The 18,605-nt window shown below is 66.6% G+C and carries 18 protein-coding genes; 8 read left to right on the top strand and 10 right to left on the bottom strand.

Going from position 1 to position 18,605, the window contains the following annotated elements:
* Positions 1-70 precede the first annotated feature (70 nt).
* Positions 71-2,482 carry a TonB-dependent siderophore receptor gene (locus IPU70_RS15825; protein ID WP_207468565.1) on the top strand — a complete coding sequence of 804 codons (2,412 nt, stop codon included), beginning with the start codon at positions 71-73 and terminating at the stop codon, positions 2,480-2,482.
* Between the two features lie 39 nt (positions 2,483-2,521).
* Here IPU70_RS15825 and IPU70_RS15820 read toward each other — a convergent pair whose 3' ends face one another.
* The 3 genes from IPU70_RS15820 to IPU70_RS15810 form a co-directional block, all read right to left on the bottom strand.
* The gene (locus IPU70_RS15820) at positions 2,522-3,451 is read right to left on the bottom strand and encodes a FecR domain-containing protein (RefSeq protein WP_207468564.1); all 930 of its coding nucleotides are present in this window, start codon (positions 3,449-3,451) and stop codon (positions 2,522-2,524) included.
* A 7-nt stretch (positions 3,452-3,458) separates the two neighbouring features.
* Positions 3,459-3,965, bottom strand: a complete 507-nt coding sequence (locus IPU70_RS15815; protein ID WP_207468563.1) for a sigma-70 family RNA polymerase sigma factor — start codon at positions 3,963-3,965, stop codon at positions 3,459-3,461.
* 125 nt (positions 3,966-4,090) lie between these two features.
* Positions 4,091-4,411 (bottom strand): type 1 fimbrial protein, encoded by a 321-nt coding sequence (locus IPU70_RS15810; RefSeq protein ID WP_207468562.1) that lies wholly within the window; start codon positions 4,409-4,411, stop codon positions 4,091-4,093.
* A 196-nt stretch (positions 4,412-4,607) separates the two neighbouring features.
* Here IPU70_RS15810 and IPU70_RS15805 point away from each other — a divergent pair, with 196 nt between their 5' ends.
* Positions 4,608-4,808: a hypothetical protein gene (locus tag IPU70_RS15805; protein WP_207468561.1), complete on the top strand. Its 201-nt coding sequence runs from the start codon at positions 4,608-4,610 to the stop codon at positions 4,806-4,808.
* On the opposite strand, the gene IPU70_RS15800 is transcribed toward IPU70_RS15805, so the two are convergent.
* Positions 4,798-5,760 (bottom strand): FecR domain-containing protein, encoded by a 963-nt coding sequence (locus IPU70_RS15800; RefSeq protein WP_207468560.1) that lies wholly within the window; start codon positions 5,758-5,760, stop codon positions 4,798-4,800. The genes IPU70_RS15805 and IPU70_RS15800 overlap by 11 nt on opposite strands.
* Positions 5,753-6,292 carry a sigma-70 family RNA polymerase sigma factor gene (locus IPU70_RS15795; RefSeq protein WP_207468559.1) on the bottom strand — a complete coding sequence of 180 codons (540 nt, stop codon included), beginning with the start codon at positions 6,290-6,292 and terminating at the stop codon, positions 5,753-5,755. The genes IPU70_RS15800 and IPU70_RS15795 overlap by 8 nt, the downstream gene beginning before the upstream one ends.
* Before the next feature lie 313 nt (positions 6,293-6,605).
* Between IPU70_RS15795 and IPU70_RS15790 the strand changes: the two genes are divergently transcribed.
* The 5 genes from IPU70_RS15790 (at position 6,606) to IPU70_RS15770 (ending at position 12,166) form a co-directional block, all read left to right on the top strand.
* Positions 6,606-9,542 (top strand): TonB-dependent receptor, encoded by a 2,937-nt coding sequence (locus tag IPU70_RS15790; protein ID WP_242702528.1) that lies wholly within the window; start codon positions 6,606-6,608, stop codon positions 9,540-9,542.
* Positions 9,543-9,557: 15 nt separating this feature from the next.
* The gene (locus IPU70_RS15785; RefSeq protein WP_207468558.1) at positions 9,558-10,145 is read left to right on the top strand and encodes a biliverdin-producing heme oxygenase; all 588 of its coding nucleotides are present in this window, start codon (positions 9,558-9,560) and stop codon (positions 10,143-10,145) included.
* A gap of 71 nt (positions 10,146-10,216) precedes the next feature.
* A complete protein-coding gene (locus IPU70_RS15780) occupies positions 10,217-10,564 on the top strand; it encodes a YbaN family protein (RefSeq protein WP_207468754.1) in 348 nt (115 codons plus the stop codon).
* Between the two features lie 52 nt (positions 10,565-10,616).
* Positions 10,617-11,672 (top strand): hypothetical protein, encoded by a 1,056-nt coding sequence (locus tag IPU70_RS15775; RefSeq protein ID WP_207468556.1) that lies wholly within the window; start codon positions 10,617-10,619, stop codon positions 11,670-11,672.
* Positions 11,673-11,737: 65 nt separating this feature from the next.
* On the top strand, positions 11,738-12,166 hold the full coding sequence (locus IPU70_RS15770; protein ID WP_207468555.1) for a VOC family protein: 429 nt from the start codon (positions 11,738-11,740) through the stop codon (positions 12,164-12,166).
* Positions 12,167-12,239: 73 nt separating this feature from the next.
* On the opposite strand, the gene IPU70_RS15765 is transcribed toward IPU70_RS15770, so the two are convergent.
* From IPU70_RS15765 to IPU70_RS15745, 5 genes are all read right to left on the bottom strand, one after another.
* Positions 12,240-12,560, bottom strand: coding sequence for a DUF4148 domain-containing protein (locus IPU70_RS15765; RefSeq protein ID WP_207468554.1), 321 nt, complete (start codon positions 12,558-12,560; stop codon positions 12,240-12,242).
* 304 nt (positions 12,561-12,864) lie between these two features.
* A complete protein-coding gene (locus tag IPU70_RS15760) occupies positions 12,865-13,557 on the bottom strand; it encodes a LuxR C-terminal-related transcriptional regulator (protein ID WP_207468553.1) in 693 nt (230 codons plus the stop codon).
* Between the two features lie 306 nt (positions 13,558-13,863).
* Entirely contained in the window at positions 13,864-14,952 is a 1,089-nt protein-coding gene (locus tag IPU70_RS15755) for an ABC transporter substrate-binding protein (RefSeq protein ID WP_207468552.1), read from the bottom strand.
* Positions 14,942-16,411 (bottom strand): sensor histidine kinase, encoded by a 1,470-nt coding sequence (locus IPU70_RS15750; RefSeq protein WP_242702527.1) that lies wholly within the window; start codon positions 16,409-16,411, stop codon positions 14,942-14,944. The genes IPU70_RS15755 and IPU70_RS15750 overlap by 11 nt, the downstream gene beginning before the upstream one ends.
* Complete coding sequence (locus tag IPU70_RS15745; protein ID WP_207468551.1) at positions 16,368-17,075, bottom strand: response regulator transcription factor; 708 nt, start codon at positions 17,073-17,075, stop codon at positions 16,368-16,370. Before IPU70_RS15745 ends, IPU70_RS15750 begins: the two co-directional genes overlap by 44 nt.
* A 157-nt stretch (positions 17,076-17,232) precedes the next feature.
* Here IPU70_RS15745 and IPU70_RS15740 point away from each other — a divergent pair, with 157 nt between their 5' ends.
* A complete protein-coding gene (locus IPU70_RS15740; RefSeq protein ID WP_207468550.1) occupies positions 17,233-18,573 on the top strand; it encodes a CitMHS family transporter in 1,341 nt (446 codons plus the stop codon).
* Positions 18,574-18,605: the final 32 nt, after the last annotated feature.

Below are 18,605 nucleotides of genomic sequence, written 5' to 3'. Positions count from 1 at the left end.
TGTCCCCTGATACTTTTTGCTTTCTCAACTGGCATAGCAACTATCCACCCCAGTTCGAGAGGCTATTTGCATGCGTTCCCCCTCCATCAGGCGCCGCCGCGCGATTTCCATGGCTGTGCTGGCCGGCACCCTGACCGCAGGCGTGGTCCACGGGCAGGGCGCTTCGGCGCCCGCCGCTGTACAGGCCCGTCAGGTTTATGACATCCCGCCCGGTCCGCTGGGCAAGACCATTGCAAGCTTCGCGCTGGTGTCGGGGATTTCGCTGGCGTTCGAGCCGTCCTGGACAGACGGTCTGCAAAGCCCCGGTGTCTCCGGGGAGTTGAGCCGGGCCGAGGCGGCGCGGCGCGTGTTGGCCGGTAGCGGGCTGGAGATGGCGCCGCGCGCCGATGGCAGCTACACCTTGCGCAAGGTGCTGTCGGACGCGGCGACACTGCCGGCGATCACGGTGACGGGCGCGGCGGGCTATTCGGGCGCGAATCCATATCTGGTCGGCAACGCCACGTCCGCGACCAAGACGGCGACGCCCTTGATGGAGACGACGCAGTCGATTTCCGTGGTGACGCAGGAGCGCATGGCGGTGCAGGGCGTGCAGACGGTGAGCGACGCGCTGAGCTACACGGCGGGCGTCTATGCCAACGTGGCGGGGGACAACCCGACCGACAATACGCTGATGGTGCGCGGCTTCCAGCAGATTTCGACCAATGCCTACACGGACGGCTTGCGCAACAGCAATACCGGATATTTCGCGCCGGAGCCTTATGGCATGGACCGCATCGAGGTGCTGAAAGGACCGTCGTCGGTGATGTACGGCCAGGGCTCTCCGGGCGGCATAATCAATTTCGTGTCGAAGCGCCCCTTGTTCGAATCGCATCGGGAAGTCGGACTGTCCACGGGCAGCCATGACCGGGTCCAGGGTTCGATGGACATTGGCGACGTGATCGATGAGCCGGGCACGCTGGCCTACCGGCTGGTCGCCCTGGGCCGCAACGCCGACAGCAGTATCGACGGCGTGCCGGACGACCGCATATACGTGGCGCCCAGCCTGACCTGGGCGCCCAGCGCGCGCACCTCGGTGACGCTGCTGGCTTCTTACCAGCGCAACCGCAACCTGTTCACCAGCAACCTGCCGTATTCGGTGCTGGACGGCTCCAACCCCAATGGCCGGGTGCCGCGGCATCGCTCGCTGAACCAGCCGGGCTTCGACAAGGAGCAGGGCGAACTCACCAATATCGGTTACGAGCTCAGCCACGCGTTTTCCGACACGTGGACCTTCCAGCAGAATTTCCGCTATGGCCATTTCAAGGGCTACGAGGATCAGCTGTTCCGCAACAGCGGCGTGATCAATGGCACGGACATTGCGCGCTACTACCAGCTGCGCGACTACGACAGCGACACGTACTCGGTGGACAACCGGCTGGTGGGCAAGTTCGCGACGGGCGCGCTGGACCATACCTTGCTGGTCGGGCTGGATTATCAGTACAGCAAACGCACCGCGGATACGCAAACGGGCAATGCGCCGCCGATCAATATCTATCACCCGGTGCGGGTCAGCATCGACACCTCGCGCTATACCTCGTTGCTCAGCACGGACGAGAGCAGCCGCCAGTTGGGCGTGTACCTGCAGGACCAGGTCAAGCTGGACCAATGGGTAGCCACGCTGGCCGGCCGCTATGACTGGGTCAACCAGCGCACCACCAATGTGCTGCGGGATGTGCGCACGGACACGGCGGCGGAGGACTTCACGGGCCGCGCCGGCTTGGGCTATGCCTTCGAGAGCGGCTTCTTTCCCTATGTGAGCTATAGCGAGTCCTTTTCGCCGCTGACGGGCACGGACATCAACGGTGCGCAGTTCAAGCCCGAGAAGGCCAAGCAGTACGAGGTGGGCGTGAAGTACCAGGCGCCGGGCTCGGACAGCTATGTGACGCTGGCGGCGTTCGATCTGCGGCGCCAGAATGTGCTGACGACCAACCCGCAGAACACCTCGTTCAGCGTGCAGGAAGGGGAGGTGACGTCGCGCGGCATCGAACTGGAGGGCGTGCTGCGTCCGGTGCGCGGGCTGAACGTGATCGCCTCCTACACCTACAACGACGTGGAAGTGACCAAGGACAATCCCAATTTCGCGGGCCTGAGCAACAAGGGCAAGGCCCCGGTGCGCGTGCCCAGGCATCTGTTGTCCTTGTGGACCGACTACACCTTGTCCAGCGGCGCGCTCGAAGGCCTGACGTTGGGGGCAGGGGTGCGCTACACGGGGTCCAGCTATGGCGACGCGCAGAACACCTTCAAGGTGCCGGCCTACACGTTGGTGGACGCCATGGTGGGCTATGACTTCGGCCGCGCCGATCCGTCCTTGAGGGGCTTGAGCGCGTCGGTCAATGTGCGGAACCTGACGGACAAGTACTACGTGGCGGGCTGCTTCCTGAACAATGCCTGCTTGCTGGGCGCGGGCCGCAGCGTGATCGCCAACGTGTCGTACAAGTGGTGAAGGGCTAGGCGGCGGGACGCGGTCTGCGTCCTGCCCGTTTCAGGCCGGGCCTACCGTGATCCAGTAGCCGCCCAGCCGCGAAGCGACGGCTACCGGATAGGTGGCGGCCAGCATGGCCAGCGAGCGGTCGGTGTCTGCTAGCGGGAAGGTGCCGGACACGCGCAAGGCGGCGACGGCCGGATCGCAACGCGTCACGCCCTTGCGGTAGCGCGCCAGCTCGGCCACCAGCAGGCCCAGCGGCATGCCGTCGGCCAAAAGCATGCCGCGCGTCCAGGCGATGGCGCCTGGATCCAGCTGGGCTGCGGCGTCGATGCGGCGCGCCGAGAAGGTGGTCTGCTGGCCGGCGTTCAGGACCAGCGTGTCGTGTTCCGTGGCGATGCGCACCGCGCCTTCCTGAACTGCAAGGTGCGTGCCGTCCTCCTGCAGCCGCACCGTGTAGCGGGTGCCCAGCGCTCGCAGTCTGCCATCGCGCGTGTGGACCTCGAAGGGGCGAGGGTCGGCTGCTGTCTCGATGTAGATCTCTCCGGTGCGCAGCAGGACGATGCGCTGGTTGGCGTCATAGCGCACGTCGACCGCGGAGGCCGTGTCCAGCGTCAGTCGCGTGCCGTCATCGAGGCGGATCTCGCGGCGTTCGCCGGTGGCGCTGCGGTAGTCGGCGGTCCAGCCCTCGGCTTGCGACCAGCGCCAGGCGCCCCAGGCGGCGGGCGCCACCGCCAGCAGGGTGGCCAGCTTGGCCAGGGCCGCGCGGCGGGAGCCGGGACGATCCAGCGCCGGCATGGCCAGTGCGGGGGGCAGGTCGCCCAGCGTGCCCAGCAGCCGCTCGGCGCGCAACCAGGCCTGTTCATGCGCGGCGCTGCGCGCGCGCCAGTCCATCCAGGCGCGGCGGTCTTCGGCCGACACGGCGCCGGCGTGCATGACGACCAGCCATTCGGCGGCTTGGTCGAGGATGGAGTCGTCCACGGCGCTCATCGGCGATTCACTCCATGCACGCCAGGCACAGGCGGAAGGCGCGCGCCATGTAGCGCTTCACGGTGATGAGCGATACCCCGATCCTGTCGGCGATCGCTTCGTACGTCAGTCCTTCTATTTGCGACAGCAGGAAGGCGCGCCGCACTGGCGTCGGCAAGGCATCCAGCATGGCGTCGATTTCATGCAGGGTTTGCAGGACGATCAACTGGCGTTCCGGCGAGGGCGCCTGATCCTCGGGCAGTTGCGCCAGCGCCTCCAGGTAGGCTTGTTCCAGCGCGCGGCGGTGATACCAATTGACCAGGATGCCGCGCGCCACGGTGGTCAGATAGGCGCGAGGTTCATGCAGCACGGCAGGCAGGCGCGAATCGAGGATGCGCGCGAAGGTGTCATGCGCGAGGTCGGCGGCGTCGCCCACATTGCCCAGCCGGCGCCGCAGCCAGTGCTGCAGCCACGCGTGATGGTCGCGGTACAGCGTGCCGACTTGCTGACGCGGATCGCAGTTGTCAGCCTCCATGGGCTTCTCCCCTGGGCTGACGGTAGCAGCCTAAATGCAAATAAGATTGTTTCGCATTTTATGGCAAGGGCGAAGCGCAGGCAATCCGGCGGCACGTGTGGCCGCCAGATTGCAGGCACTGACGACTACAGGTAGGCGAGCGTGACGATGTAGCCCTGGGTATCTTTCTGCCCGGGTCGCGATGCCTTCAGGGACACGGGCTGCACGTCGACCTGCACGCGGCTGGCGCTCACGCGGTCGCGGGCAGGCTTGCCAGCGGCGCGGGCGCGTTCGGCATCGCATTCCAGGCGGACGGCTACTTTTCGGGATTGAACCTGCGGCATGCACGAAGCCGCCTCGACGATGGCTCCCTGGAAGTGGATGGTTCCATCCGCGGCGTGGGCGGCGGGGAGGATGCTGGAGGCGGACAGCAAAAGCAGGGAAAGGCGATATTGGAGCTTGGACATGACAGCAACTCCTTGCGACTGGGAACGGAGGGGATAGCTATGTCTGTCTTCACTTCATTTACGGCATTCGACGGCGAAAGTTAACCGTAAGCCGTCGGCGGCCGTGTTCGAGTGCGCGAGCCCATGCCGGCTTGCAGCCGTAACGCAAGCGCATCAGTCCACTTGGCGAAATGCCGCCGTGGCCGGAACTTGGCGTATGGACTACTACCTGGAGCAGGGGAAGGACGGGCTCGCTACGCGAACGGAGGGGAGGAGTATCGGCGGCATCGTGGGCTCCTTTGAACACGCGTTGGAAGGCGCGGAGGTGGTCAGGGACCAGGAACGGATTGTCGGCCAACAGGAAATGCGTGATTTCATTGTGGCAGGTCGCGTAGAAAAATCAATACCTAGCGGCTGATGTTTATGCGCGATCCGTCGCGACGCGTGCGCAGGCCGTAGGTCTGGGCCAGCATCCCGACGGCCAGGGGCAGGTCGTTGATGGGGAAGGCGCCAGAGACCCGCAGCGAGCGCATTGGCGCGTCGCAATCGATGGTGCCGCCACCGTGGCGCATCAGTTCCTCGGCCCATTGCAGCACGGGCATATCGTCGGCCACCAGCAGGCCCCTGCGCCAGGCCAGGGCATTGGCATTCGCGGCTTCGATTGCGCCCAGACTGTCGCGGTCGAACCGGACCTGCTGGCCCGATTCGATAATGTTGGCGCGGGCCATGGCGCCCGTGCCGTCCAGGTGGATCTGCACGGCGCCTCCGTACACGGCCAGGAGCGTGCAGTCCGTGAACTGGCGCACCGTGAAGCGTGTTCCCAGCGCCAGCATCAGGCCGTGGTCGCTCTGCACCAGGAAGGGGCGCGGCGGACGCTGCGTGTCCGTCGCGGTCGCGATATGGATTTCGCCCCTGCGCAGGCGTAGCAGTCGTTGCCGCTCGTCGTAGCGTACGTCCAGCGCGGTGTCGGTGTTCAGCGCGATTTGCGCGCCGTCTTCCAGCTTGATGTCCAGGCGTTCGCCCACCGCCGTGACGTAGTCGGCCGCCAGCCATTCGCGCCAGGCTTGATGCCGCCATGCCAGCCAGCTCAAAGGCGCCGCCGCCAGCAGGACGACCAGGCTGCGCAGCATGGCGCGCCTGCTCGCGTGCGCGGGGCGCTGCAGCGTGGGTTTCGCCAGGACGGGCGGCAGGGAGCCCATGCGGGCGAGCAACCGTTCGGCGCGCTTCCAGGCGCGCTGATGATCGCTGCTGCTGCCGCGCCAGCGTTCGAACTCGACCTGCTGGGCGGGCGCGAGCGGCGCGTCCTGCATCAGCAGCAGCCAGGTGGCGGCTTCCTCCAGGATGTGCGGAGCGAGGGTGGCGTCATTCATCGGGCATCAGGCTCAGGCACGCCAGATAGGCTTTGTGGATGTAGCTCTTGATGGTGGGCACGGCCACCTTCAGCGCTTGCGCGATCTCCTGCTGCTTCATGCCGTCCAGCGTCGCCATCAGGAAGGCCTGTTTGACGCGGGGCTTGAGCGTGTCGAGCATGGCGTCGATCTCGTGCAGGGCCTCCAGGATGATGCTCTGCCGTTCGGGCGATGGGTGCTGCGGCTGGGGCAGCGCGGCCAGCGCATCCAGCCAGGCGCGTTCCAGCGTCTGGCGGCGCATCCAGCTGAACAACACGCCCTTGGCCACGGTGGTGAGGTAGGCGCGCGGCTGCTGGATGGACTCGCGCCGCGCGTCGCTGCGGCTGGCCAGGATGCGGACGAAGGTGTCGTGAGCCAGGTCGTCCGCCATGCCCGCGCCCCAGGAGTGCAGCCGGTAGGCCAGCCAGTTGCGCAGCCAGGCGTGGTTCTCGATGTATAGGGCGGCGATGCTGTCGCGCTGTGGGGCGGCGAACGATGGACTTGGGGTGGTCATCACGGGGACGGGCGATTCAGGCAGCGCCAGGAAGGGACCTGACCGAATGCAGTATTGGCAATTGAATAAAAACAATTATCATTCAGGTTTTGGCGCTTCGCAATATTCAGGGGGCGATGTGAAGTCAGCAAGCAACAGCGCAAGCCCTGTTTCCATGGCTGGACCAGACGATTTCGATGGCGGCGATCCGCGCGGTCGGCTACGCGCGAAAAATAATTCCGCAAAAAACATATCCCTTTTCCGATCTCGTGCGGCAAGGGGTCTGAGAACTCGCGCCAGGCGCGGGACCCAGACCCCACGAGTTAGGAAAAGCATGCATCGAGTACGCCGTTCTTCCCCCGGACCTCAATCCCCATGGCGCTTGCGCCCGGCTGCGTTTGCGCTGCGTTGCGCACTGATCGGCCTGCCTGCTGCTACCGTCGCCGCTCCCGTGCAGAAAGCGCAGGCAGCCGCTCCCGCCGCGCCGGCAAGCGCCGCCGCGAGGTTGGACGATCCCACGCCGCGCAATTACGACATTGCCGCTGGATCGCTGGGCGCGGCGCTGGGCAGTTTCGCCAGCCAGTCGGGACTGCTCTTGTCGTTCGACCCGGCGTTGACGCGCGGCTTGACGGCGCCTGCCTTGGCGGGGCGCTACACGGTGCGCAGCGCCTTGCAATCGCTGTTGGCGGGCACGCAGTTGCGGCTAGTGCCGCGGCAGGACGGCAGCTACGCGCTGGCGCCTGCGCAGGGGGCGTCCGCTGGTGCATTCGCCTTGCCTTCGGTGCTGATAGCCGCCGACGCCCTGCCCGAGAAAGAGGTCTACCTCGCACCGCGTTCCTCCGTGTACCTGTCGAGCGAAGACATCGACCGCTTTGGCCGCGTTTCGGCTGGGGACCTGTTGAAAGGCGTGCCCGGCGTGCAGGTGGGCGACAGCCGCAACGGCGGCGGGCTGGACGTGAACATCCGGGGCATCCAGGGGCAAAGCCGCGTGGCGGTGCGGGTGGACGGTTCGGAACAGGCGCTGGACGTGTACCGGGGCTATGCGGGTACGCAGCAGCGCAGCTACATCGACGCCGACCTCATCAGCAGCGTCACGATCAACAAGGGCCCCTCGATCAAGTCCGGCGCCATAGGCGGTTCGGTGGAGATGCAGACCATCGGGATCCAGGACATCCTGGTGGATGGCAATACGTTCGGCGTGCGCCTGACGGGCGATGCTTGGAACAACGGCGTCGCGCCCGCCTATCGCGACCCGAACGCCCGCAAGGGGAGCCTGGCGTCCCCGCCGCACGACAGCCGGGGCAGCCTGTTCGGGTCGCGGGCGGAGTCCGGCAGCATCGCGCTGGGGTACACGAATGACAAGCTGGATCTGGTTGCCGCCTATGCGCGCCGCAACCAGGGCAATTACTTCAGCGGCAAGAGGGGGCAGGACCGCTATCGCGTCTACGACAAGTATGGCCGCGAGCAGAAAAGTGTCGCCACCGTGTACAACGCGGGGGAAGAAGTACTGAATTCCTCGGCCGACACCGAGTCGATCTTGCTGAAGGTGACGATACGCCCGGCCGACGACCATACGCTGAAGCTGGGCTATCGCAGCTTCGACGGCCGCATGGGTGAGATCATGCCGTCGGACATCTTTCGCATGGGGACCGCGGGCATCTATCAGTACCCCTTGAGCGACACCAAGATCGATACCTACACGGCGCGCTACGACTTTCAACCGGCGGGCAATCCACTGGTCGACCTGACGGCCAACCTGTGGATGACCGATGCCAAGACCAGCCAACTGACTTCGGTGCTTGCGCCGGCTTCGCAGGCGTACCGTTCGGACCGCAACTGGACCCGGCAGGCAGACCGCCGCATAGGCGGCGACCTGGGCAATACCTCGCGGTTCCAGACAGGCGTGGGCGACTTCAAGCTGGCTCTGGGCGGATCGTTCCAGATCGAAGACATCCGCCCGCAGAAAGGCGTGGTCACCACGCAGCACGATATCAACTCCAACCGCATGCTGCGCGACGCCTCCAGGCAGGAGTTCAGCTTCAGCGGGCAGCTGGACTACAAGCCGACCGACAAGTTGACCCTGTGGGGCGGCGGCCGCTACAGCCACTACACCAACAAGGACAATGGCGTCTACGCCAGCGCGCGGCGCGAGGAGCGCGAGCTGCGCTACGTGTCCGTGTCCAAGCCGGGAGGCTGGGGCAACATGATGTGGTTCCCGGACCAGAACGGGCAGTACACCGACGCCACGGATCCCCGGCTCAATAACGGAATCGTATTCGGCAACACCAACAATCCTTATGAAGGCGTGCGGTTCGACGAATTCGGCGCGACCGAGACCCGCGCCTACCCGTCGCAAATCTCGGAGGTGGTCACGGGCTTCGGCTATTCCGGCAAGCAGCGCAGTAGCGGCGGCGGCTTTGCGCCGTCGGCGGGCTTCAATTTCGAGCTGGTGCCGGATACCTTCGTCTATGCGTCCTACACGCAGGGCCTGCGCCTGCCGTCCTTGTTCGAGACGAGCCGCGGAGTGCTGCAGACCGATCCGGGCAAGGGTCTGAAGCCCGAACGCTCGAACAGCTGGGAGGTCGGCGCCAGCACGCTGCGCGGTAATGTGCTGACGGACGGCGATTCGGCGGCCGTCAAGCTGGCGTACTTCAACAACAACATCAAGAACTACATCACCCGCTACTACGATCCCTCGCCAGGCATGAACGGTCTGATGCGGTTCAGCAACGCAGATAGCTACAAGACCAGCGGCCTGGAGCTGCAATCGCGCTACGACGCCGGACGCGTGTTTGCGGACCTGTCGGCCACCTACTACCTGAAGACCGAGACCTGCGATGCGGCGTTCGCGGCGCGCCTGCGGGCGGCTGCGAACAGATACCAGAAGACCGGCGATACGCCGAACTGCACGCCCGGCAGCTTCATGGGTTCGTACACGAACACGCAGAACCCGCCCAGGCTGGCGGTGAACCTGACGACCGGCCTGCGTTTTTTCAATGAAACGCTGACCGTGGGCGGCCGCATGACCTACACCTCGGGCCCCACGGCCAAGGCCGATCAACCCTGGCAGACGGGAGCAACCACGCCGCAACTCGTCTACCACCAGGTCACGCTGTTCGACCTGTTCCTGAACTACAAGCTGCGCGAGCACACCGTTGTGAATGTCTCGCTGCAGAACCTGACCGACCGCTACTACCTGGATCCGCTGGCCATGAGCTTCATGCCCGCGCCTGGCCGCACGCTGCGCGTGGGGCTGCAGACCAGGTTCTAACCCGAGGAGTCTGCCATGACACAAGCATCCCCCACTCTTGCCGACCGAGCCAGGCGCCTGAAGGCGCTCACGACGTCCACGCACGATACCTTGGACCGCCGCATCATGGACGCCGGCATATTCGACAGCCGCGAGCGGTACGCAGGCTTTTTGCGCGTGCAATACCGGTTCATGCGCGACGTCGACGCGCTCTATGCGCGGGCCGACCTGGCGGCGCTGCTGCCCGACCTGAGCGAGCGGCGCCGTCTGGACCGGGTCGCGCAGGACTTGGCGGACCTGCGCGCCGCCGCGCCGTCCGAGCCGTCGGCCATCGGCGCCGCCACGCCCCTGCCGCATGCGCTGGGATGGCTGTACGTGTCCGAAGGCTCAACGCTGGGCGCGGCCGTTCTTTATAAGCTGGCCGGCAGCCGGCTGGGCCTGGACCGGGATTTTGGCGCGCGGCATCTGGACGGACATCCCGAAGGCGTGGCCCGGCATTGGCGCGGGTTCGCCGCGGCCCTGGACGCGGTGCCGCTGACGCCGGAACAGGAGCAGCTCGTCGTGACGGGCGCCCAGGCGGCATTCGGGACCGTGCGCGGCTATGTCGAGCAGGAACTCGCGTGAGTCGCGCGTGGGCGCGTTGCGGCGCGCGCCCGCACGGCGCCAGTCGTAGCGGGCCGGTGCGCGCCGCGTGGCTGTTGCTGGGATTCCTGATGGTGGCGCTGGGCCTGATAGGCGCCTTGCTGCCCGTCATGCCGACGACCATCTTCCTGATTCTGGCGGCGGCGTGCTTTGCGCGGTCTTCGCCGCGGCTGGAACACTGGCTGCTGACGCATCCGCGCTTCGGCGCCACGCTCAGGCTATGGCGTGAACAAGGCGCGATCAGCCGCAAGGGTAAGCGCTACGCGGTGGCCGGCATGGCGCTGGGCTACGCGGGCTTTGCCTGGGGCGCGCATCCCGCCTGGTGGCTGGCCCTGGGCGTGGGGCTGGGCATGCTGGCGTGCGCGGGCTGGGTGCTGTCGCGTCCGGAGCCGCTTCAGTAAACTCCGGGCTGCCGCAAGGCGAACGCCGCTATTTTCATGCCTGCCCATCTCCATGCCCGCTTCCGACACGACATTTTCCGCTGCGCTTTGCACTCCGGTCACCGCTGCCGATGATCTGGACCCTCTGGAGCAGTTTTTCCAGCGCCCCGAAGTCAGCGCCTTTCTTGCCCAGGCCCGCGAGCCGGGGCAGGCTACCGCCAGCCTGCGGACCTGCGCCGGTCTGTTGCCCGCGCTGCACCCCGGCCGCGCCGCCGCCGTGGCCTTGATGTGCGGTTCGCTGGTGGAAGACGGCGCCGATCCGGCGATTCTCTTCCCTGTCCTGCAAGGCCTGTTGCGGCAGTGGCTGCAGACGCTGAGCCCGTATTGCGCGCAGGAGGTCGAGGATGACGACGATGAGGTGGAGGAGGCCGACCGCAGGGCCTGGCTGGACGCCCGGTCAAGCATGGCCGATGTGCCTGCGGACCGGCGCTGGCAAGTGGAAGCCTTGCATCAGGCGGTGGACCTGCTGGTGCTGCCGATGATGACCATGGCGCTGCGCGACCGGGGCAATCATGCCGGCTTGGTGTCCGACTCGGATCTGATGGCGCTGTTGCATCCCATGGCCACCAGCAACGACAGCCTGCCGTTCGAGAACCTGCACTATCTGTGGCTGGCCTCGCAGCTGGGCTACGAGGACGAGCTGGTGGTGGTGCTGCCTGCTTCCATGACGGGCTTTGTCGCGCGGGCGCATGCCGTCAACAACAACTTCCACGCGTTCACACTGCTGCAGATCATCATCGGCGGGCACGCGCAGGCGCTGGGCGTGCAGCGCGAGATCGCGGCGCGCGAGCCGGACCAGGATGGCGATACCGCGGATTTCCAATGGCTGCAGGCCGATGCCTACGCCAATGGCGAACTGATCGACGCCATGCGCTTTGCCTGGGGCGAGGCCTCGCTGCGCCACAACGCGTCGCGGCACGGCAAGCGGGTGCTGATCGCGCTGGAGACGGAGGAAGGCATGAAGCGCAACTGGTCGGGCTTCAACGGCGCCATGCACGAGGCGCAGCAGCCGTCCATGACGTTCACGCGTTATCTCACATCCGAAGAGGTCGCTTCCTACCTGACCTGACCCGAGGCGACGAGGCCGCATGGCGGGGGTATATTCAAAGGCTCCCTTTCCGACAGGAGCGCCACATGCAGACCAACGAAATCCATCGCGGCCGGCTGATCGACCACATCCAGCTGGTGGTGCGGGATCTGGCGGCCAGCCAGCGGTTCTATCAGGCGGTTTTCGACGTGTTGAAGGTTCCCATGGGCGGCACGGGCGACAACTATTTCTGGGCCGACGAACTGTTTGTGTCCACGCTCGACAGCAAGGCGGCGGCAGGAGAGCTGACCGGACGCCATCACCTGGCGTTCCAGGCGCAGGGCCAGGCCATGGTCGATGCTTTTTACGAGGCGGCGCTGGCAAATGGCGGCAAGGACAACGGAGCGCCGGGCTTGCGTGACTACCACCCGGGGTATTACGGGGCTTTCGTGCTGGACCCAGATGGCAACAACATAGAGGCCGTGTTCCATGGCGAGGCGCAACGCAGCGCGCCCTCGGTCAAAGTGACGTTCTGAGCCCCGCTGGCGTTCGCCGCCGTGTGAGTCAGGCGGAAACGCCTGCGGGCTGCCGGGCGCGCCTGGCGGCGCATCACCACTTGCTCTGGCCCTGCGACTGCTGCATCTGCGGGGCGTTGGCAGGCCTGACCGTGTCCACGTACTTCTTGTAGGCGGCAACATACTCGGGGCTGCTGATGTCCGGGGTGCTGTCGCTATCCCAGTTTCTTTCAACGCCGGATTGCTTCCAGGCAGCGAGATCCCGTTCGACCTGATCGCGGCTGAGCTGGACGTCGGACGGGGGCGCCGCGGTGGTGGGCGCGGCGGACATTTGCGCGACGGCGGGGCCTGCGAGCAGGGCGCAGGCTGCCAGGACGACGGGAATCGCGGCGCGGACGGTTAGGGCAGTGTTCATGAAATGCTCCTGATGACGTGAGTGACCGCAGCATTGGAAACCGGTGTCCATGGGGGCTTGCGGCAATGCAGCCCGGGGCAGGGACAGCTGCGCGACCGGATTGGCGCATTGGTGTTTTTCTTGGGCAGACCGACCCGGCCCGCGGCGGGCGCGGACGCGCTCCTGGCGCGGAGCCACGCCGCCAGGTTTACGACTCGGGCCGGATAGGGCGTCCGGGCCTCATGCCTTCGTGCTCATCGTAGGCCGGCGCGGGTGGACGCCACATACTCAATATTGAGTACGTCACGCTGGCTTGCCAGCGCGCCTAGAGCAGCGAGGCCAGCCTGACCAGCTCGGACTGGCGGTTGCATTCCATCTTGTTGAGCAGGGACGCCACCTGTTTGCGCACCGTCAGCACGGAGGCATGGCGCAGGGTGGCGACTTCCTCCACGCTATGGCCCATGGCAAGTCCAGCCAGCACCGCCGCTTCGGCGTGGGTGATGGCGAACACGGATTCCAGCCGGTCGACGTCGGGTTGGGCGAAGGCGCTCTTGCGCCGCATGCGCACCAGCAGCATGCGGTTGCCGGGCAGGCTCAGCGCTTGCGGGGCTGCGCTGATGTCGACCCAGGTCAATTCGCCCCAGCCGGCGGCCGCCGCCAGCGATCGCGCCTTGCCGTCGCGCGCAACCGCCTGGCAATAGGCGTCGAACAGCGCCTGTATTTTTGCGTCGGGATGGAGCAGTTTGCCGCCCCGCACATTCCAGCCGCGCGCGTCGTCCAGATACCGCACGGCGAGCGCGGACATCTTGTCCACGATTGCATCGCGGCTGACCAGCAGCACCGCTTCGCCGACATCGGTGAGTGCGCTTTCGATAGCTGTCCATCCGATGGCGAGCGTCTTCTCGCGCTGGGCCAGCTCGCGGGAGCTCAGCAGGACGTCATGCCAGTGCGGATCGGGACTGGCCAGGTGGTCCAGCGCCTCGATCGCGCTCTGGACGGCAATCTGGTGTTCAGCCATTTGGTGCCTCCAACTCTGGTTCAGACGCAAACGCCGTCACGCATCACAGATCGTTGTAGAGGTGGCTCCGGCCAGATCGGGAGGAGCGCAGCGCGGCCGTGGTCTGGCGGCGCGAAGGCAACTGGCCGGTCTGATTGCCGGCGGTCCTGCCCTGAGGAAATTATCCTCGCAAAATCCCGGGTCAGATGAAAAAAATGGGTACTGGGCGAGCATGAAAGGGGGCCGGATGCGTAGCCGGGCGCCTCATCAACCGGGAACTGGTGCGCGCCTACCGGGCCATGCTTACCAGCGTGCCGGGAAACTGCGTCAGGGCTGTGCGCCGCCGACCGGCGGATGGACCGCCGCGCGCCACAGGTCCAGGAAATGCCGCTTCTTGAGCGGGTCCAGATACACCAGCAGCCCCACGCCCAGTCCCACCGGCCGCACGCCCGCTTCAGGGTTGACCGAAGCGTTTACCGGCCGCATGCCGGACTGGCCGGCGACCATTTCCTGGCCGCGGGGCGACAACAGGTAGTCCAGGAACATCGCGCCCAGATCCGCACGCGGCGCCTGCCTGGGGATGATGGCGGAGCGCGACAGCATCAGCGTGTAGTCCTGCGGATACACGATGGCCAGCGGCGCGCCCTGGCCGATGCGGTGCCGGGTGTAGGACTCCAGCAGGTTGTAGGCCAGCGTGATCTCGCCGCGTTCGAGTTTGTCCAGCGCGTCTTCCGTGGACGCGTGCACGGTGACGCGGTTGCGGCCCAGCTCGGCCAGCAGCGCGCCGGCCATGCTGTCCAGGCGCGTGTCCTGCGTGGCCGCCAGGTAGCCGATGCCGCTGCCTTCGACGTCGTAGGTGGAGATGGCGCCTGCCAACGGCTGGTCCGGCGCCTGCAGCAGGGACAGCAATTCGCGCCGGGTGCGCGGCGCCCGTGCGGGAGCGAGCTTCCCGGTGTTGTAGACCATGACGATGGGATCGGTGCCGATGCTGAAGACTTCATCGCGCCAGTTGGCCCAGGCGGGCAGGGCGCGGGTCTCGGGCGAGACGTGCGCCTGCGCGTAGCCATCGTTGACCAGCTTGGTCTGCAGATCCATGGCGCTACTGATGACGATGTCTGGGCCGGACCGGGACGCCGGCGTCCGCGCGCTGCGGGCGACGGTCCCGGCGTACAGATCCTGCGTGGACAGTTCGGTGTATTCCAGCCGCAAGCCGGGGTGGAGCCTGCTGAAGTCTTCCAGCACGCCGCGGAACACCTGCACGCTGTTGGAAGCGTGCACGACCAGCACGTTCTTGCTGTCGGCTGGCCCCAGCGTCAGGCCCTCGGCGCTGGTTTCCGCGGCATGGCCGGCCGCGGCCGGCAGCAACGCGGCCAGCGCCGCCAGCAGGCGCAGGGGTTTCAGGAGATCAAGCTTCATGGGGGCGGGCCGGCAGCGTGACCACGGCGTCCAGGCCGCCGCCGACGCAGTTGCTCAGGGCCAGCCGGCCCTGATGGATATCGACCACGCGCTTGATGATGGACAGGCCCAGGCCGGCGCCGGGCGCGCGCGGGTTCGGCCCGCGCACGAAACGCTCGAAAGCGGCGTTGGCCAGCGCCGGCGGAATGCCCGGTCCCTGGTCGGATACGGCAATGCGCCAGCCTTCGTCCTGCGGCTCCAGCCGCACGTCGATGTGGCCGTCTTCCGTGGCTCCGTGGCGCAGCGCGTTGTCGATGAGGTTCTTGAAGGCTTCGCGCAGCATCAGGCTGTCGCCCAGCACGGAGGGAGGACTGCCGGGCGGGTAGGCGGGCAGATGCAGGCGCACGTCGGGTTGGGGATCGGCTTGCGGCACCGTGTCGTAGACCGCCTGGCGCAACAGTTCGGCCAGGTCCACCGGTTGGAACTGGCGCACGTTGCTGCGGTGGATGACGCTGGCGTCGCTCAACAACTGGTTGACCAGACGCGAGAGCTTTTCGGCGTTGCGCAGCACGGCCAGCAGGCTGCGGCGCTGTTCGGCGGGATCTTCTTCGTCCAGCGCGACTTCCATCTGCGCATGCAGCGCGGCCAGCGGCGTGCGCAGCTGGTGCGCGGCCTCGGCGATGAAGAGGCGCAAGGTGTCCAGATTCTCCGACAGGCGCGCCATGAAGCCGTCCAGCGAGTGCACCAGCGTGTCGAGTTCCTCGGGCACGGGAGCGGCGATGGGATGCAGATCGGCTGCGCTGCGGGCCGCCAGCTCGCGTTCGATGCGGCGGATGGGCGAGAGCGAACGCAGCAGGCCCCAGTAGGCCAGCGCCAGCGCCGCGGCGGTGAAGCCGATCAGCGCCAGCGTGCCTTGCCAGAGGATGCCCGCCGCCAGCGCGTTGCGTGCTTCGCGAGTTTGCGCAACCTGGATGAGCGCGGTCTCGGCGTTGCGGGGGCCGGCGATCTTGCGCTCCATCCAGGCAACGCGTACCGGCTCGCCCTGGTAGCTGGCGTCATACAGGCGGGGCGAGTACGCCGGGCCGTCGTTGCCGCGGGCGGGCGGGGCCGGCAGACCCTCGTAGCCGGAGATCAGCGCGCCGCCGGCGTCGCCGACGCGGTAGAACACGCGGTCGCGCGGCGCCTGCTCCAGCAGCGCCAGCGAAGCATAGGGCATGTCCATGCGCCATTCGCCCTGCACCAGCTGCAGGCTGTCGGCGATGGACAGCACCGAGGAGCGCAGCAGCTGGTCGTAGGTGGTGTCGGCCGTCTGATTCGCGTAGCCGCGCACCAGCAGGTAGAGCGTGATCAAGGCGGCGACGAACAGCGCCAGCAGCATGGCCAGCAAGCGGCGCTTGATCGAGATGCGGCCCTGCGCGGCGGCGGGCCGGGCGGGTTCAGTCCCGGCCAGGGCCGGACGCGGCGGGGCTGTCGTGGTCATCGGTGGCGGTCAGGAGGTAGCCGGTGCCGCGCTGCGTTTCGATGCGCAGGGGCGAGCCTTCGAGCTTGCGGCGCAGTCGCGCGATATAGACCTCGATGGCGTTGGGCGCGGCATCGTCGTCGAAGGCGAACAGCTTGTGGGCGATTTCGGTTTTGCTGACGGCGCGGTTCATGCCGGCCAGCAGGATTTCCAGCAGGCTGTATTCGCGCTTCGGCAATTCGATGCGCTGGCCGGCCAGCGTGACCTGGCGCGCCGCGCTGTCGATGACCAGTTCGCCAAAGCGCAGCACGCCGGCGGCCTGGGCGCTGGGGCGTCGCAGCAGGGCGCGGCAGCGGGCTTCCAGTTCGCGGAAATCGAAGGGTTTGGCCAGGTAGTCGTCGGCGCCGGTATCCAGGGCGTGGACGCGGTCTTCGATGTCGATGCGGGCGGTCAGCGCCAGCACTGGCGTCTTGCTGCCGCGGTCGCGCAGGCGATGCAGGATGTCGAAGCCCGACATGCGGGGCAGGCCGATGTCCAGGATGACGAGGTCGAAGGTTTCGTACTGCAGCACGCCGTCGGCGCTGAGGCCGTCGTTCTGGCAGTCGACGGCATGGCCGAGACGGCGCAGCCGGCGCACGAGTGCGTCGGCAAGGTCCGCGTCGTCTTCGATCACCAGTATGCGCATAGCGGCGATTGTCGCATGGCTGGACGGGCCTTCCCACGTTGCACGCTTGTTCAAAAACGACAGGTTGCCGACAGCTTTTATTTCTAGTCTTGCGGTCGCGCTTCCCCAGCCGGAGGCGCGACACATGCATAACAACGACTAGCCGGAGATAACCCTCATGCTTCTGACCCTGCTTGGCTTCGGCATGGTGATCACGTTCATGACGCTGATCATGACCAAGCGTCTGTCGCCGTTGGTGGCGCTGATCCTTGTCCCCATTATTTTCGCCCTGCTGGGCGGATTCGGGTCGGGCATCGACAAGATGATGCTGGACGGCATCCGCAAGATTGCGCCCACCGGCGTGATGCTGATGTTCGCCATCCTGTATTTCGGGGTCATGATCGACGCCGGCCTGTTCGATCCCATCGTGGGCCGCATCCTGCGCGCGGTGAAGGGCGATCCGTTGAAGATCGTGGTGGGCACGACCGTGCTGGCCCTGGTGATCTCGCTGGACGGCGACGGCTCGACCACCTACATGATCGTGGTGGCGTCGATGCTGCCGCTGTACCGCCGCCTGAAGATGAACGCGCTGTCCATGACCTGTTTGGCGATGCTGGCCAGCGGGGTCATGAACCTGACGCCCTGGGGCGGCCCGACGGCGCGCGCCGCCAGCGCGCTGCACGTGGACGCGGGCGACATCTTCGTGCCGCTGGTGCCGGTGATGGGCGTGGCCATCGTATCCATCCTGGTGCTGGCCTTCTTCCTGGGCCTGCATGAACGCCGCCGCCTGGGCGTGCTGTCGCTGCCGGACGGCGCGTCGCTGCACGCGGGCTACGACGAGGACGGCCCCAAGAACCTGCCCGAGATCGAGGTCGACCAGGACCTGCGCCGCCCCAAGCTGTTGTGGGTGAACGCCGGCCTGACGCTGGCGCTGATGGTGAGCCTGGTGCTGGGCGTGCTGCCGCTGCCGGTGCTGTTCATGATCGCCTTCGCGATCGCGCTGGTCATCAACTATCCGGACCTGGCCGAACAGCGCCGCCGCGTCGCGCAGCACGCGGGCAATGTGTTGTCGGTGGTGTCGCTGATTTTCGCGGCGGGGATCTTTACCGGCATCCTGTCTGGCACCGGCATGGTCGAGGCCATGTCGCGCAGCCTGCTGGCCGTCATTCCGGATGCCATGGGTCCGTACCTGGCCGGCATCACCGCGCTGGTCAGCCTGCCGTTCACCTTCTTCATGTCCAACGACGCCTTCTACTTCGGCGTGCTGCCCATCCTGAGCGAGGCGGCCCAGGGCTATGGCATTTCGCCCGTCGAGATGGCGCGCGCCTCCCTGATCGGCCAGCCGGTGCACTTGCTGAGCCCGCTGGTGCCGTCGACCTACCTGCTGGTCGGCCTGGCCGGCGTGGACTTTGGCGACCACCAGCGCTATGCGCTGAAGTGGGCCACGATGGTCTGCCTGGTGATGCTGGCCGCGGCGCTGGCGTTCGGCCTGTTTCCGCTGGTCGGCCAGGTGGCCTGAGCGGCGGCGCGATACCGTCTTTTCAAAAGGGG

Source organism: Achromobacter sp. SD115, from assembly GCF_017355315.1.
Classification (GTDB): Bacteria; Pseudomonadota; Gammaproteobacteria; order Burkholderiales; family Burkholderiaceae_B; genus Achromobacter; species Achromobacter xylosoxidans_B.
This window is presented reverse-complemented; position numbering and strand designations above follow the sequence as displayed.

Coding starts and splice junctions, on each gene's coding strand:
- IPU70_RS15800 (WP_207468560.1), bottom strand. CDS start 5,760: ATGAATGACGCCACCCTCGCTCCGCACATCCTGGAGGAAGCCGCCACC.
- IPU70_RS15790 (WP_242702528.1), top strand. CDS start 6,606: ATGCATCGAGTACGCCGTTCTTCCCCCGGACCTCAATCCCCATGGCGC.
- IPU70_RS15820 (WP_207468564.1), bottom strand. CDS start 3,451: ATGAGCGCCGTGGACGACTCCATCCTCGACCAAGCCGCCGAATGGCTG.
- IPU70_RS15755 (WP_207468552.1), bottom strand. CDS start 14,952: ATGAAGCTTGATCTCCTGAAACCCCTGCGCCTGCTGGCGGCGCTGGCC.
- IPU70_RS15770 (WP_207468555.1), top strand. CDS start 11,738: ATGCAGACCAACGAAATCCATCGCGGCCGGCTGATCGACCACATCCAG.
- IPU70_RS15750 (WP_242702527.1), bottom strand. CDS start 16,411: ATGACCACGACAGCCCCGCCGCGTCCGGCCCTGGCCGGGACTGAACCC.
- IPU70_RS15815 (WP_207468563.1), bottom strand. CDS start 3,965: ATGGAGGCTGACAACTGCGATCCGCGTCAGCAAGTCGGCACGCTGTAC.
- IPU70_RS15795 (WP_207468559.1), bottom strand. CDS start 6,292: ATGACCACCCCAAGTCCATCGTTCGCCGCCCCACAGCGCGACAGCATC.
- IPU70_RS15740 (WP_207468550.1), top strand. CDS start 17,233: ATGCTTCTGACCCTGCTTGGCTTCGGCATGGTGATCACGTTCATGACG.
- IPU70_RS15810 (WP_207468562.1), bottom strand. CDS start 4,411: ATGTCCAAGCTCCAATATCGCCTTTCCCTGCTTTTGCTGTCCGCCTCC.
- IPU70_RS15775 (WP_207468556.1), top strand. CDS start 10,617: ATGCCCGCTTCCGACACGACATTTTCCGCTGCGCTTTGCACTCCGGTC.
- IPU70_RS15805 (WP_207468561.1), top strand. CDS start 4,608: ATGGACTACTACCTGGAGCAGGGGAAGGACGGGCTCGCTACGCGAACG.
- IPU70_RS15760 (WP_207468553.1), bottom strand. CDS start 13,557: ATGGCTGAACACCAGATTGCCGTCCAGAGCGCGATCGAGGCGCTGGAC.
- IPU70_RS15765 (WP_207468554.1), bottom strand. CDS start 12,560: ATGAACACTGCCCTAACCGTCCGCGCCGCGATTCCCGTCGTCCTGGCA.
- IPU70_RS15785 (WP_207468558.1), top strand. CDS start 9,558: ATGACACAAGCATCCCCCACTCTTGCCGACCGAGCCAGGCGCCTGAAG.
- IPU70_RS15825 (WP_207468565.1), top strand. CDS start 71: ATGCGTTCCCCCTCCATCAGGCGCCGCCGCGCGATTTCCATGGCTGTG.
- IPU70_RS15745 (WP_207468551.1), bottom strand. CDS start 17,075: ATGCGCATACTGGTGATCGAAGACGACGCGGACCTTGCCGACGCACTC.